Origin of the sequence: Exiguobacterium sp. s133 (genome assembly GCF_018618595.1) — a bacterium.
In the GTDB taxonomy this organism is placed as follows: domain Bacteria; phylum Bacillota; class Bacilli; order Exiguobacteriales; family Exiguobacteriaceae; genus Exiguobacterium_A; species Exiguobacterium_A oxidotolerans.
This window is the reverse complement of sequence record NZ_JACSMK010000001.1, coordinates 228,833-242,401: the sequence shown is the minus strand read 5'-3', so window position 1 is coordinate 242,401 and position 13,569 is coordinate 228,833. Positions and strand designations below refer to the sequence as shown.

At 52.0% G+C, this 13,569-nt stretch carries 12 protein-coding genes; 10 read left to right on the top strand and 2 right to left on the bottom strand.

Annotated elements, in window-relative coordinates; translation table 11 throughout:
* Positions 1-19 precede the first annotated feature (19 nt).
* From KNP96_RS01205 to KNP96_RS01160, 10 genes are all read left to right on the top strand, one after another.
* Complete coding sequence (locus tag KNP96_RS01205) at positions 20-1,336, top strand: uracil-xanthine permease family protein (RefSeq protein ID WP_214768636.1); 1,317 nt, start codon at positions 20-22, stop codon at positions 1,334-1,336.
* A 122-nt stretch (positions 1,337-1,458) separates the two neighbouring features.
* Positions 1,459-2,373, top strand: a complete 915-nt coding sequence (locus tag KNP96_RS01200) for an aspartate carbamoyltransferase catalytic subunit (RefSeq protein WP_214768635.1) — start codon at positions 1,459-1,461, stop codon at positions 2,371-2,373.
* A 1-nt stretch (position 2,374) separates the two neighbouring features.
* Positions 2,375-3,646, top strand: coding sequence for a dihydroorotase (locus KNP96_RS01195; protein WP_214768634.1), 1,272 nt, complete (start codon positions 2,375-2,377; stop codon positions 3,644-3,646).
* Complete coding sequence (locus KNP96_RS01190) at positions 3,639-4,727, top strand: carbamoyl phosphate synthase small subunit (protein ID WP_214768633.1); 1,089 nt, start codon at positions 3,639-3,641, stop codon at positions 4,725-4,727. Before KNP96_RS01195 ends, KNP96_RS01190 begins: the two co-directional genes overlap by 8 nt.
* Positions 4,720-7,932, top strand: a complete 3,213-nt coding sequence (gene carB / locus KNP96_RS01185) for a carbamoyl-phosphate synthase large subunit (protein WP_214768631.1) — start codon at positions 4,720-4,722, stop codon at positions 7,930-7,932. The genes KNP96_RS01190 and carB overlap by 8 nt, the downstream gene beginning before the upstream one ends.
* Entirely contained in the window at positions 7,929-8,660 is a 732-nt protein-coding gene (locus KNP96_RS01180) for a dihydroorotate dehydrogenase electron transfer subunit (RefSeq protein ID WP_214768629.1), read from the top strand. The genes carB and KNP96_RS01180 overlap by 4 nt, the downstream gene beginning before the upstream one ends.
* The gene (locus tag KNP96_RS01175) at positions 8,657-9,586 is read left to right on the top strand and encodes a dihydroorotate dehydrogenase (RefSeq protein ID WP_088837415.1); all 930 of its coding nucleotides are present in this window, start codon (positions 8,657-8,659) and stop codon (positions 9,584-9,586) included. Before KNP96_RS01180 ends, KNP96_RS01175 begins: the two co-directional genes overlap by 4 nt.
* On the top strand, positions 9,561-10,259 hold the full coding sequence (pyrF, locus tag KNP96_RS01170; protein WP_214768627.1) for an orotidine-5'-phosphate decarboxylase: 699 nt from the start codon (positions 9,561-9,563) through the stop codon (positions 10,257-10,259). Before KNP96_RS01175 ends, pyrF begins: the two co-directional genes overlap by 26 nt.
* Positions 10,256-10,888 (top strand): orotate phosphoribosyltransferase, encoded by a 633-nt coding sequence (pyrE, locus tag KNP96_RS01165; RefSeq protein WP_088837413.1) that lies wholly within the window; start codon positions 10,256-10,258, stop codon positions 10,886-10,888. The genes pyrF and pyrE overlap by 4 nt, the downstream gene beginning before the upstream one ends.
* 152 nt (positions 10,889-11,040) lie before the next feature.
* Positions 11,041-11,853 carry a GNAT family N-acetyltransferase gene (locus KNP96_RS01160; RefSeq protein ID WP_088837412.1) on the top strand — a complete coding sequence of 271 codons (813 nt, stop codon included), beginning with the start codon at positions 11,041-11,043 and terminating at the stop codon, positions 11,851-11,853.
* A 205-nt stretch (positions 11,854-12,058) separates the two neighbouring features.
* Here KNP96_RS01160 and KNP96_RS01155 read toward each other — a convergent pair whose 3' ends face one another.
* Entirely contained in the window at positions 12,059-13,030 is a 972-nt protein-coding gene (locus KNP96_RS01155; protein ID WP_214768625.1) for a zinc-binding dehydrogenase, read from the bottom strand.
* A 2-nt stretch (positions 13,031-13,032) separates the two neighbouring features.
* Positions 13,033-13,524, bottom strand: a complete 492-nt coding sequence (locus KNP96_RS01150; protein WP_214768623.1) for a lactoylglutathione lyase family protein — start codon at positions 13,522-13,524, stop codon at positions 13,033-13,035.
* Positions 13,525-13,569 lie beyond the last annotated feature (45 nt).

Below are 13,569 nucleotides of genomic sequence, written 5' to 3'. Positions count from 1 at the left end.
CAGAAAGGGAGATGCTCTCATGTCAAAACATAAAGCAATTCTTGAAGTCCGTGAATTACCGAAACATCCTCTTCAATGGCTGATGCTCAGCCTCCAACATGTCTTCGCGATGTTTGGTGCGACCGTGCTCGTTCCGTTACTTACGGGATTAAACACATCTGTCGCACTCGTCGCGAGCGGAGTCGGCACGTTGATTTTCCTCGCCGTCACCCGTTTCAAAGTCCCCACATACCTTGGTTCTAGTTTTGCCTACATCGTCCCAATCATCGCCGTCAGCGAACGCTGGGGTGTCGAAGATGCACTTGTCGGCGGGATGGTCGCTGGACTTGTCTACGGACTCGTCTCCTTGATCATCACGTACACAGGTGTCTCCTGGTTGATGAAACTGCTTCCGCCGGTCGTCATCGGTCCAGTCATCATGGTCATCGGTCTATCGCTTGCCCCAACGGCTGTCAGCATGGCAATGAACGGAGCGGATGGCACATATAACGGCTTGTTCTTCTTCGTCGCCTTGACGACGCTCGCTGTTACGCTCCTCGCGATGACGTACTTTAAAGGCATGTGGAGTACGGTGCCGATTTTGTTCGGTATTCTCGCCGGATACCTCGTCGCAGCAATTAGCGGGATCGTTGATTTCGCACCACTGCGCGAAGCAACATTCTTCCATCTACCTGACTTTACGATTCCGTTCCTCGACTATTCACCGACCTTGAACTGGGCAGCACTCGCCTTGATCGTCCCGGTCACACTCGTCACGCTGACGGAACATATCGGTGAACAAAAGGTCACTTCCCGCATCATTGGGCGCGAGACGCTCCTTGATCCGGGAATGCACCGGACAGTGCTTGGAGACGGGATTGCCAAAACAGTCGCTTCGATGCTCGGTGGACCACCTGTCACGACATACGGCGAAAACAACGGTGTCATGGCGATTACGCGTGTCTACAGCGTGTTTGTCCTCGGTGGCGCAGCATTACTTGCAATCAGCTTCGGATTCCTTGGATACGTCGAAGGCTTCATTAAAACGATTCCGACACCCGTCATGGGCGGCATCAGCATCCTCTTGTTCGGGGTCATCGCCTCGAACGGTCTCCGGACGATCGTCGAAAGTAAGGTCGATTTAGCAGATAAACGAAACTTGACGATCACGGCCGTCATCTTGGTCATCGGCATCGGCGGTGCAGCTTTGAAAGTGGGGAACTTCTCGTTAGAAGGAATGGCGCTCGCCACCATCCTCGGAGTTGTCTTGAACTTGATTTTACCGAAGGCGGCACAGGAAGAAGTCGACATCGAAGAAACACCTTTACAACCGAAACGAGCAGCTAACGACTTTTAAGACGTTCCCGAGAGGACGATAAAGTGGAGGCCCTTGTAGATCGCAGATGTTCATCTGCTTTCTTCAGCGCACCTTCACATCAGAAGGTGCGCTTTTTTGCGGCCGAAAAAGGAGTGAACGAGATGAAAACCCAACCAGTGAGTCCCGATTTCGTCAGTCTCGACCAGCTCTCGGTTCTAGAAATCGAGCAGTTGATTGAGCGGGCGCTTGAATTGAAACATGGACAACCGTCAAATACCTTTGCGAATAAAACGATCGCCAACCTGTTCTTTGAAAATTCGACACGGACACGTTGTTCATTCGAGATGGCGGAACATCGCTTAGGAATGCATGTCCTGCCGTTTGAGACGACGACATCGTCCGTCCAAAAAGGGGAAACGTTACTCGATACATGTAAAACACTCGAGGCACTCGGGGTCGAAGCACTTGTCATCCGCCATCACGAGACAGGTTATTACCACGCGCTGATTGAGCAGTTGACGATTCCGGTCATCAATGCGGGCGATGGGAGTGGTCAACATCCATCCCAGTCTTTACTCGATTTAATGACGATGTTCGCTGAATTCGGTCATATTCACGGCAAAACGGTTGTCATCTGTGGTGACCTGCGACACAGCCGGGTCGCCCGGTCGAACGCGGACGTGTTGCAACGGCTCGGGGCGACCGTCATCGGTTCCGGTCCATCGGAATGGTTTGACGAGACGATGGGGATTGCCTATGTCCCGATTGACGAGGCAATCGAGCAAAGTGACATCATCATGTTACTCCGGGTTCAGCAGGAACGGCACAGTCAGGCGATGGAGCTCGAAGAAACGTATCACGAACAATATGGTTTGACACTCGACCGGATGCGGCGGGTCCGACCGGAAGCAATCATCTTACACCCGGCACCCGTCAATCGCGGAATCGAGATTGCGGACGAACTGGTCGAACATACCCAGTCACGAATCTTCGAGCAGATGAAAAATGGTGTGTTCGCCCGAATGGCGATTTTAGAACGTGCGTTTCATCCTAACTCAACTGAAGGAGAGATTTAATATGACACTACGTATCGATCACGCAACATGGTATCAAAACGGACAATTGCAACAATCAAGCATTCGCATCGAGGATGGCTTGATTACGGATCTCGATGCTGCGCCGCGGGCGGACGAGCAAGTCATCGATGCAAGTAACCGCTTGTTAGCACCAGGCTTCGTCGATATTCATGTCCATCTCCGCGAACCGGGTGGCGAACATAAAGAAACGATTGCAACAGGTACGGCCGCAGCCGCAGCCGGCGGATTCACGACAATCTGTCCGATGCCGAATACGCGTCCTGTTCCGGATGACCGCGAGACGTTAGAAGCCTTGTTCAAGAAAATCGAAGAAACGGCGTCTGTCCGGGTTTTGCCTTATGCGGCGATTTCAAAAAATCAGCTAGGACAGGAACTCGTCGCGTTTGAAGAATTAACGGATGCCTTTGCGTTTACAGATGACGGCGTCGGCGTTCAAAGTGCCGCCGTCATGCGGGAAGCGATGCGACGCGCCGCGAAACTCGGGAAGGCGGTCGTCGCCCATTGTGAGGACGATACGTTGAAAGCCGGCTGTGTCCATGAAGGTGCGTATAGTGAACGGGAAGGACTGCAGGGGATTCCGTCACTAGCGGAAAGTATCCACATCGCGCGCGACGTCTTAATCGCAGAAGCGACCGGCTGCCATTATCATGTCTGTCATGTCTCGACAAAAGAATCAGTCCGGGTCATTCGTGACGCCAAACGGGCAGGAATCCGTGTCACGGCAGAAGTGACACCGCACCATCTCGTCCTGACGGAAGATGACATCGAGGGGCAGGATCCGAACTTTAAAATGAATCCGCCCCTTCGGAGTAAGGCAGACCGGGCGGCACTGCTCGAAGGGTTACGCGATGGCACGATTGATTGTATCGCAACGGATCATGCGCCGCACGCAGCCGATGAAAAAGCGCTCGGCATCGAGCGGGCACCATTTGGAATTACGGGCTTCGAGACAGCCTTTCCACTACTTTATACGAAACTTGTTCAAACGAACCAGATGACGCTAAGCGACTTAGTCGATGCCTTGGCACGCAAGCCGGCCGCCTTGTTCGACTTACCGTATGGTCGCTTGGAAGTCGGGGCACCGGCAGATCTCGTGTTGCTTGATTTAGAGACCGTCCGACCGGTTGAACCAGAACGCTTTTATTCAAAAGGAAAAAATACACCGTTCGCGGGGCAGTTACTGACAGGATACCCGGTCATGACACTCGTCGGTGGAAAAATCGTATTCAAGGGGGAAACGGCACATGTCTAAACGGACACTCATTTTAGAAGATGGTATGACGTTCGAAGGGACAGCATTTGGCGCAACACGCGTCACGATGGGGGAGGTCGTCTTCCAGACAGGAATGACGGGATACCAGGAAATGTTATCTGATCCATCCTATTGTGACCAGATGATCGTCTTGACGAATCCCTTGATCGGGAACTATGGCATCAACCGGGAAGATTACGAAACGACGCGACCACTTGCGAAAGCACTCATCGTCCGTGAAGTCTGCCATACTCCGTCGAACTTCCGCTCCCAATCGTCGTTAGCAGAGGCCTTAGAAGAATTCGATATTCCGGGCTTAACCGGCGTCGATACACGTCAACTGACGCGCCACTTACGATCAAAAGGCGTCATGCGGGGATTGCTCGTCGATGGTGAATTTAATCTCGCCGACCAATTAGACCGTTTGCACAACATGCCACTCGCAACGGATCAGGTGCAACGTGCTTCGACGGAACGGGCGTACATCATCCCGGGTGCCGGTCCGCGGATTGTCCTCGTCGACTTTGGTGCAAAGCTCGGCATCGTCCGTGAACTCGTCCGCCGCGGTTGCGAAGTTGTCGTCGTACCGTACAATGTTACGGCGAAGGAAGTCTTACGTTATAAACCGGACGGCATGATGTTATCGAACGGTCCCGGGAATCCGAAAGACGTTCCAACAGCGATTCCATTGATTCAAGAGCTGACAGGGAAAATCGTCATCTTCGGCATTTGTCTCGGTCATCAATTGATTGCGCTTGCGCACGGCGCCGATACGTTCAAGTTACCGTTCGGTCATCGCGGTGCCAATCACCCGGTTCAAGATCTTCAAACCGGTCACGTCAGCATCACCTCACAAAATCATGGCTACGCCGTCGACGAACAGTCACTGAAGGGATTCGAGTTAATCGTCACACACGTCGCGATCAATGATGGGACGGTCGAAGGTGTCAGACACCGGACGGAACCTGTCTTCTCTGTTCAATATCATCCGGAAGCATCACCCGGTCCAATGGATGCCAATGATTTATTCGATCAGTTTTTAACAGAAATCACGAACCAACAGGAGGTCACTCATGCCTAAACGTCAAGATATCCAGAAGATTCTCGTTATCGGATCAGGTCCAATCGTCATCGGACAAGCAGCAGAGTTTGATTATGCCGGAACCCAAGCGTGCCAAGCACTCAAGGAAGAAGGTTACGAAGTCATCCTCGTGAACTCGAACCCCGCAACGATCATGACAGACCCGACTGTCGCGGACCGGGTTTACATCGAACCGCTCCAAGCGGAGTTCGTGTCCCGGATCATCCGCAAGGAACGTCCGGATGCCTTGCTTGCGACACTCGGTGGGCAGACTGGATTGAATCTAGCGGTCGAACTCGACCGACTCGGCGTTTTGGCTGAATATGGTGTCGAACTGCTCGGAACGAAACTGTCCGCGATTGAAGAGGCAGAAGATCGTGATTTGTTCAGAAAATTGATGTTCAGACTGGGACACGGTGTCCCGGAGAGTGAAATCGTTCATACAGTAGAAGAAGCGGAACAATTTTGCGCGAAAATCGGTCTGCCGATCATCATTCGACCGGCTTACACACTCGGTGGTACAGGCGGCGGGATTGCTGAGACGATGGACGAGTTCGTCCGAATCGTCGAGGGCGGTATCAAAGCGAGTCCGGCGAACCAAGTATTGCTCGAGAAATCAATTGCCGGGATGAAAGAAGTTGAGTTCGAAGTCATGCGTGACGCGACGAACCAAGCGATCATCGTCTGTGCGATGGAAAACTTTGACCCGGTCGGCGTCCATACGGGCGACTCGATTGTCTTTGCACCAACCCAGACACTGTCCGACCGCGATTATCAAATGATGCGAAATGTTTCACTCGACATCATCCGTGCCCTTGGCATCGAAGGCGGATGTAACATCCAGTTTGCACTTGATCCGCATAGTTTCGACTACTATGTCATCGAAGTGAACCCGCGCGTTTCACGCTCGTCGGCCTTGGCGTCGAAGGCGACAGGCTACCCGATTGCAAAACTTGCGGCAAAAATTGCTGTCGGTTATGCCTTATCGGAACTGAAGAACCCGATCACGGAAACGAGTTTTGCCTCGTTTGAACCGGCACTCGACTATGTCGTCGCGAAGATTCCGCGCTGGCCGTTTGATAAGTTCGAATCGGCAGACCGGACGCTCGGGACGCAAATGAAGGCGACAGGTGAAGTCATGGCGATGGGACGGACGATGGAAGAAGCCTTGCTGAAGGCAGTCCGCTCGCTCGAAATCGGGATGTCGGATCTCCGGATGGACCGTTTTCTCGACATGGATGAAGTGACACTCAACCAGTACATCGTCAAAGCAACGGATGAACGGCTATTCGCCCTTTACGCGGGAATCGAGCGGGGTTATTCGGTCGAACAAATTCACGAATGGACCAGCATCGACCGGCTGTTTTTAGAGAAGTTACACCATATCTTCCGGATTGAACAGGAGTTGGCACGCGAAGAGCTGACACGCGAGCGTTTATTACACGCAAAACGTTACGGCTTCAGCGATGCGATGATTGGCCGGATCACGAAGAAAAGTGAGACCGTGATTCGTCATACGCGAAATCAAGAACAGATTCATCCCGTCTACAAGATGGTCGATACGTGTGCAGCAGAGTTCGCTTCCGATACACCGTATTACTACGGAACGTATGAAGTCGAAAATGAAGCGGCACCGACGACACGCCCGTCGATTCTCGTACTGGGTTCCGGGCCGATCCGAATTGGACAAGGTGTCGAATTCGACTATGCGACGGTCCACTCGATTCAAGCGATTCGCGAAGCGGGTTATGAAGCGATCATCGTCAACAACAACCCGGAAACGGTCTCGACGGACTTCTCGATTTCGGACCGGCTCTACTTTGAACCACTGACGACGGAAGATGTTCTCGAAGTCATCCGAAATGAACAACCGATCGGCGTCATCGTCCAGTTCGGCGGGCAAACTGCCATCAACTTAGCTGAGTCGCTCGCTGACGAAGGGGTCAAGATTCTCGGAACGGCGTTAGAAGATCTTGATATGGCAGAAGACCGGAAACAATTCGAAGCCGCTTTGACAAAACTTGAGATTCCACAACCGCCCGGAAAAACAGCGGTCACGGTCGAAGAAGCGACGGCAGCGGCAGCGGGTCTCGGCTATCCTGTCCTCGTCCGTCCGTCTTATGTCCTCGGTGGACGTGCAATGGAAATCGTCTACGGGCAACAAGAGCTCGAACATTATATGAAACATGCCGTCATCGCCTCGCCGGAACGACCGGTCCTCGTCGACCGTTACTTGACGGGAATGGAGCTTGAAGTGGATGCGATTTGCGACGGTGAAGATGTCATCATCCCGGGTATCATGGAGCACATCGAACGTGCGGGAGTACATTCCGGGGACTCGATCGGGGTGTATCCCCCGCAACGTGTCGCGCAAGCAATCAAAGATCAAATCGTTGATTACACGACGCGTATCGCAAAAGCATTCCGCATCAAAGGATTGCTCAACATCCAGTTCGTCTTCGCTGACGGGGAACTCTATGTGCTTGAAGTCAACCCGCGGGCGAGTCGGACTGTACCGTTCATCTCAAAAGTAACGGGATTACCGGTCGCACGTCTCGCGACGAACGTCATCTTAGGTGAGACACTCGCGTCTTACGGACTGACAAGCGGTCTCCTGCCGGAAGAGAAGCTCGTGTCCGTCAAAGTACCGGTCTTCTCATTCGCGAAACTGAAGGAAGTGGATCCGTCACTCGGACCGGAAATGAAGTCGACCGGTGAAGTCATCGGAACGGACCGGACGCTCGAGAAAGCACTGTATAAAGGATTGCTTGCTTCCGGAATGGCGATTCCTGAACATGGTCGTATCTTGATGACGGTCGCTGATCAAGATAAACAAGAAATGCTGGGTCTCGCCAAGCGGTTTGCAACACTCGGATTCACATTGCTCGCAACAGCCGGAACAGCAAGCTTCTTGACAGGACATGAGTTAGCCGTCCAGGTTGTCGGAAAAATTGGTTCCGATCAAGGGTCAATGCTCGATTTAATCGAAAAAGCAGAAGTCGAGTATGTCATCAACACGATGAGTCGCGACTCCCAAGTGACGAAAGATGGTTTCATCATTCGCCGGGCAGCCGCAGAAAACAATGTCGTCTGTCTGACATCTCTCGATACGGCAGAAGCGTTACTCCGAGTCATTGAGAGTCTCTCATTCGAAGCGAGTTCGATTCAAGCATTCACGCACATGAAAAAGGCGGTGACGCGATGATTGAACTACTAACGGTCGTCTCAACGAAGAAGGTCGCAGTTAATGCGACAGAGTTGATTTGTCGGATGCCGGAGGTAAAAAAGATTGAACCGGGTCGATTCATGCACCTGCGCGTCGGCCCGTTATTACGGCGTCCGATTTCAATCGCGAATGTCGAGGGCGATCTAATCACTTTTTTATTCAAAGAGATTGGTCAAGGAACAAAAGAACTCGCTTCCTTACGGCCTGGAGATCTCGTCGATGCCCTCGGACCACTCGGGAACGGTTTTCCGGTGAACTTGATTGAGCGAACGAGTCGCGTTGTCCTCGTTGGTGGGGGAATCGGTGTTCCGCCGCTGTATTATACGATGCGTAAACTCGTCGAACGTGGGGTGGCGTGTGAAGCGATTCTAGGGTTTGATACGGCAGACAGTGTGTTTTACGAAGAGGCGTTTAAAAAGCTCGGGCCGACGACGATTACGACGGTCGACGGGACGGCGGGTGTTCAAGGATTTGTGACGGCGGCACTGACACCAGAGCGGTTCGATACGTTACTCGCGTGTGGGCCGGAACCGATGTTACGCTCCTTGCAGACGGTCCCGATTCAAGATCGTTTCCTGTCGATTGAAAACCGGATGGGTTGCGGGATTGGTGCTTGTTTCGCCTGTGTCTGTAAGACACCGGACGGAAACTACGTGAAGACATGTTCCGATGGTCCTGTCTTTCGGGCGGAAGCGGTGATTTTATGAATCGATTAGCGGTCACGTTACCGGGATTGAATTTGAAGAATCCAATTATGCCAGCATCCGGGTGCTTCGGCTTCGGGGAAGAGTTTGCCAAGTTCTACGATTTATCTGTTCTTGGTGGAATCATGATTAAGGCGGCGACAGGCGAGGAGCGGTACGGAAACCCAACCCCGCGCGTCGCGGAGAGCGGAATGGGAATGCTGAACGCAATCGGATTGCAAAACCCGGGCGTCGAAGGCATCATCGAAACGAAGTTACCGTTCTTAAGCCAGTTCGACACGGAAATCATTGCAAATGTCGCCGGATCAACACCGGAAGAATACGAAACGGTCACCCGGTTAATCAGTCAAAATCCGGTCGTCAAAGCAATCGAGCTAAATATTTCTTGTCCGAACGTCAAATCCGGCGGACTGCAGTTCGGAACGGACCCACGGATGGCAGCGGAATTGACGCGACGCGTCAAAGCAGTGTCGGATAAACCCGTCTACGTCAAACTGTCACCGAACGTTACGTCAATCGTCGAGATGGCACAGGCCGTCGAACAGGCAGGAGCGGACGGGTTGACGATGATCAACACGCTAGTCGGGATGCGAATTGATGTCCGGACCGGTCAACCGATTCTTGCAAATCGGATTGGCGGTCTATCTGGCCCCGCCATCAAACCCGTTGCAATCCGGATGATTCATGATGTCGCACAAGTCGTCGAGATTCCGATCATCGGGATGGGCGGCGTCATGGAGGTCGATGATGTGCTGGAAATGATTTATGCCGGTGCATCGGCTGTAGCGGTCGGGACGGCGAACTTCGTCAATCCGTTCATTTGCCAAGAGTTGATTGCGGCACTCCCGAAACGGATGGACGAACTCGGGATCGAACATATTTTAGACATTAGGGGGAACGCTTATGGATCAGCTTTACATCGCGCTTGATTTTCCGTCAGGATTACACGTCACTCGATTTTTAGAAAAATTCGGTCCAGTCCGACCTGCCGTCAAAGTCGGCATGGAGCTCTATTACGCCGAAGGGCCGGCGTTCGTCCGACAATTGGTCGAACGGGGGCATGCCGTCTTTTTAGACTTGAAGGTCCATGATATCCCGGAAACGGCGCGACGAACCCTTCGCGTCATCGGTCAGCTCGGCGTTGAGTTGACGAACGTTCATGCTGCGGGAGGACTCGAAATGATGCGTGCGGCACGGGAAGGGTTAGACGAAACAGCTGCGGGCACCCGGTTGATTGCCGTGACACAATTGACGTCGACGGATCAGGCGATGGTCGAACAATTACTGATTCATGAGGAATTGGATACCGTCGTCGTCGCGTATGCACAACTAGCCGAACAAGCTGGTTTAGACGGAGTTGTCTGTTCAGCACTCGATGTTGAAAAAATCAAGCCGGGTTGCCGCGATGGATTTCAACTCGTCACACCGGGGATTCGACCGGCAGGGACAGCGGCGCATGATCAAAAACGAATCGCAACGGTTGAATTTGCCCGCGATGCGGGAGCGACGGATCTTGTAATCGGACGCGCCATCACGCAGGCGGATGACCCGGCAGCGATGTACGAAGACTTACTGGCACAATGGAAGGGGATCCGACAATGAATCAATTAGCGACTGCATTACTCGAAATCGAAGCCGTCACACTTTCACCGAGTCAACCGTACACATGGGCGAGCGGACTCCGTTCACCGATCTACTGTGATAATCGTCTGACATTGTCGAGTCCGGATGTCCGTTCGATGATTGCCGATTTATTGGCGCAGCAAGTCAAATCGTTACAAGTCGACGTCATCGCAGGGACGGCGACAGCGGGTATTCCACACGCCGCGCTCGTCGCGGACCGACTCAACTTACCGATGGTCTATGTCCGCGGTAGTGCCAAACAACATGGAAAAGGGAATCAAATCGAAGGGCGCATTAAACCGGGCCAACGCGTCGTTGTCATCGAAGATTTGTTATCGACAGGTAAATCATCGATTGAAGCGGCTGAAGCTTTGCAACAGGCAGGGGCGGAAGTCGTGCAGATTCAAGCCATCTTCTCCTATGGCATGAGTCGTTTGCAAGCTAATTTAACGGCAGCGAATCTGAAGGCGACATCGCTACTGAATTTTTCGGAGTTACTCGAAACGGCAGTTGCGACAAGTGCGATCTCGAGAGACGAACAGACACAACTGCTCGCGTGGTCAATTGATCCAGTTGCTTGGAGTGACCGTTTCACAGCGACGATTTGATTGAGTGAATCAAATACCAGAGTGTAAATAGAGGCTCCTTATCCGGACGGGTAAGGAGCCTTGACGATTTTAGATGAATGTTTTTTGACTTGTCGTATGGGGTGGAAACTTTTTTTGTTACACTAGTTGTAGAACAAAGGAGGTCGCTTCAGATGGTAACGCATTATCGGGATTATGAGAGTTTTAAACGCGTGGCTGTTCCTTTCCTTGAACAGCGCAGTGAGGTCCACCAATTGCCGCTCGGTATCTTGGCACGGGGGGATACGCCACTTTTGATGGCGATCGCTGAAGAAGACGACCGAAAAATCATCATCCTACAAACGATTGAAGAACAGGCGATTTTGGCAGGTGAAGCATTTTCGGATCCAAGCATGCGAAAACTTGCCCGGATTTTTGACTGTAAGGGATATGTCGGAGAACATGCGCTCGTCAAGCCGCTTCTTGCTCCGCATACGAAATACCGTGTGAAGATGGATCAAGGAATGTATGCCTTACATCACGTGACGGGACCACCGCAACTTGAATACGCTTTTCGTATCGTTGACGAACAGGCTGTCGACCAAGCCGTCTCGTTCGGATGGGACTTCATTTGCGAGACCGGTGCATTAGCCGTGACGGAGCGGAATCGTCTTCAAAATGAACAGACGATTCGTCGTCATAGTTCAAAGCAGACGTTATTTGGTCTGTTCGACGGGGACCGTCTCATATCCATGACGTCAGCTAGTCGACCGACGACGTCAGGCGTGACCGTCTCTTACGTCTATACGCCGCCGGAACTTAGAGGGCGAGGTCTTGCTTCTGATCTCGTGGCCCGTGTCTGTACCTATTTGCTGGAGCAAGCGTACCCGATGATCACACTCTATACGGACTGGTCGAACCCGACGTCCAATAAAATCTATCAAGCAATCGGCTTTCAACTCGTCGGTCGCTCGTTACAAATCACAAAAACCGATAAATACCGGTAGTCAAGAGTCGGTCTGTTTGTCTTTGACAACGGAACATAAGCTTTTTTCCTGTTTGGTGCGGGCGAAGCGAATGATTTTTTCAACACGGGATGAAAACTGTTGTTGCGGTGTGACAGCTATGCATCAAATCATGATAAATATAAAAACGCCGATGCTGCCGTCTGAAAATGGAAGCATCGGCGTTTCAATTTTGGATGTTGCCTACTTAAAACGTCGCGATGATTTTACCGCGGACGTGTCGTTCTGCCAACCGCTTTAGCCCTTCGACCAGTTGATCGGCTGGGATGATATCGGTGACGAGTGGATCGAGTTCATTCTGTTGAACGAGCAGAAGCAACGCCGATGCCATTTGACCAAGGTTACGGATGGCGCGGTCATTTTGACTCGCGTAAGCAGCGGCAAGCGCGACTTCATGGATTGACGGTGACAACGTAAACGGTTTGACGATCGACAAATCCGGACCGCCGGCGATATAAGCGAGTTGACCGGAAAAGGCGAGCCGTCCTAAATCGTCCGTCGCTTCAGCTCGGCCGACCGTATTCAAGATTAAATCGACACCACGTCCATCCGTCCAGTCGCGAATCACATCGGTGATGTTCTCCAGTTTATAATCAATCGCTAAGTCCGCCCCTAGTTGTCTGACCCAGTCATGATTTTCAGTCGACGCGGTTGTCGCGACACGTAAGCCAAGACGTTTCGCGAGCTGGATGCCGAACCCGCCAACACCACCGGCACCGGCGTGGATGAGAATCGTCTCTTTATCCGTCGTGTTCATCTTTTGATGGATCGCTTCATAAGCCGTCATCCCGGCGCAGAGAATGGCTGCGGCATCGGTAAAGCTGACGTCTTCCGGAATGAGGGCAAGTGCCCGTGCATCGACTGCAGCGTATTCCGCGAACGCTCCATTTTTTTGAAGGTTCGTATGAATCGCCACACGATCTCCAATCGAAAGACCAACTGTTTCTGAACCGACTTGCTCAACGACACCGGCTAAATCGACACCGGGAATATGCGGGAACGTCCAAGCGGGATTGTTCGTCGCTTTGTAATCGACAGGATTCAGGGCGACGGCTTTAACACGAATCAACGCTTCATGTGCTTTAAGTTGCGGCATCTCGACGTCACGGTACTGCCAATTTTCAATAGATGTTCCCTCTTGATTGAGCCACGCCTTCATGATTAATAGGCGCCTTCGGAGTACGTCAATTCATATGAGTGTGAATAGAGTTCGACGAGGTTACCGAACGGATCTTCACAATATACCATGCGGTACGGTTTTTCACCCGGGTAGTATTCACGAATCGGCATCCGTTGTTTGCCGCCGTGAGCCACAATTTTTTCGACCATGCCTTCAATATCCGGGTCTTGAATCGCGTAATGGAAAATACCTGTTTTCCAGAATTCGAAGTTATTTTCCGGTTGTTCATTGTTCGGGAATTCAAAGAGTTCGATCCCGATCCGGTCGCCTGTCGCCATATGCGCGATGCGGAATTTTTCCCATCCTGCTCCAAATACGTCCGTACACATGACGCCGATTGGGGAATCGTCTTCAATGACATCAGATGGTTCCATGATGACATACCATCCCATAACCTCCGAATAAAATGTAATAGCAGCTTCTAAATCTGGGACCGAAAGTCCGATGTGTGAAAAATTACGTGGGTAAGTCATGTTTGTTGTCTCCTTTGCTTTTTGATTTACGCTAACGGTAACTTA

Coding starts and splice junctions, on each gene's coding strand:
- KNP96_RS01205 (WP_214768636.1), top strand. CDS start 20: ATGTCAAAACATAAAGCAATTCTTGAAGTCCGTGAATTACCGAAACAT.
- KNP96_RS01200 (WP_214768635.1), top strand. CDS start 1,459: ATGAAAACCCAACCAGTGAGTCCCGATTTCGTCAGTCTCGACCAGCTC.
- KNP96_RS01195 (WP_214768634.1), top strand. CDS start 2,375: ATGACACTACGTATCGATCACGCAACATGGTATCAAAACGGACAATTG.
- KNP96_RS01190 (WP_214768633.1), top strand. CDS start 3,639: ATGTCTAAACGGACACTCATTTTAGAAGATGGTATGACGTTCGAAGGG.
- carB (WP_214768631.1), top strand. CDS start 4,720: ATGCCTAAACGTCAAGATATCCAGAAGATTCTCGTTATCGGATCAGGT.
- KNP96_RS01180 (WP_214768629.1), top strand. CDS start 7,929: ATGATTGAACTACTAACGGTCGTCTCAACGAAGAAGGTCGCAGTTAAT.
- KNP96_RS01175 (WP_088837415.1), top strand. CDS start 8,657: ATGAATCGATTAGCGGTCACGTTACCGGGATTGAATTTGAAGAATCCA.
- pyrF (WP_214768627.1), top strand. CDS start 9,561: ATGGATCAGCTTTACATCGCGCTTGATTTTCCGTCAGGATTACACGTC.
- pyrE (WP_088837413.1), top strand. CDS start 10,256: ATGAATCAATTAGCGACTGCATTACTCGAAATCGAAGCCGTCACACTT.
- KNP96_RS01160 (WP_088837412.1), top strand. CDS start 11,041: ATGGTAACGCATTATCGGGATTATGAGAGTTTTAAACGCGTGGCTGTT.
- KNP96_RS01155 (WP_214768625.1), bottom strand. CDS start 13,030: ATGAAGGCGTGGCTCAATCAAGAGGGAACATCTATTGAAAATTGGCAG.
- KNP96_RS01150 (WP_214768623.1), bottom strand. CDS start 13,524: ATGACTTACCCACGTAATTTTTCACACATCGGACTTTCGGTCCCAGAT.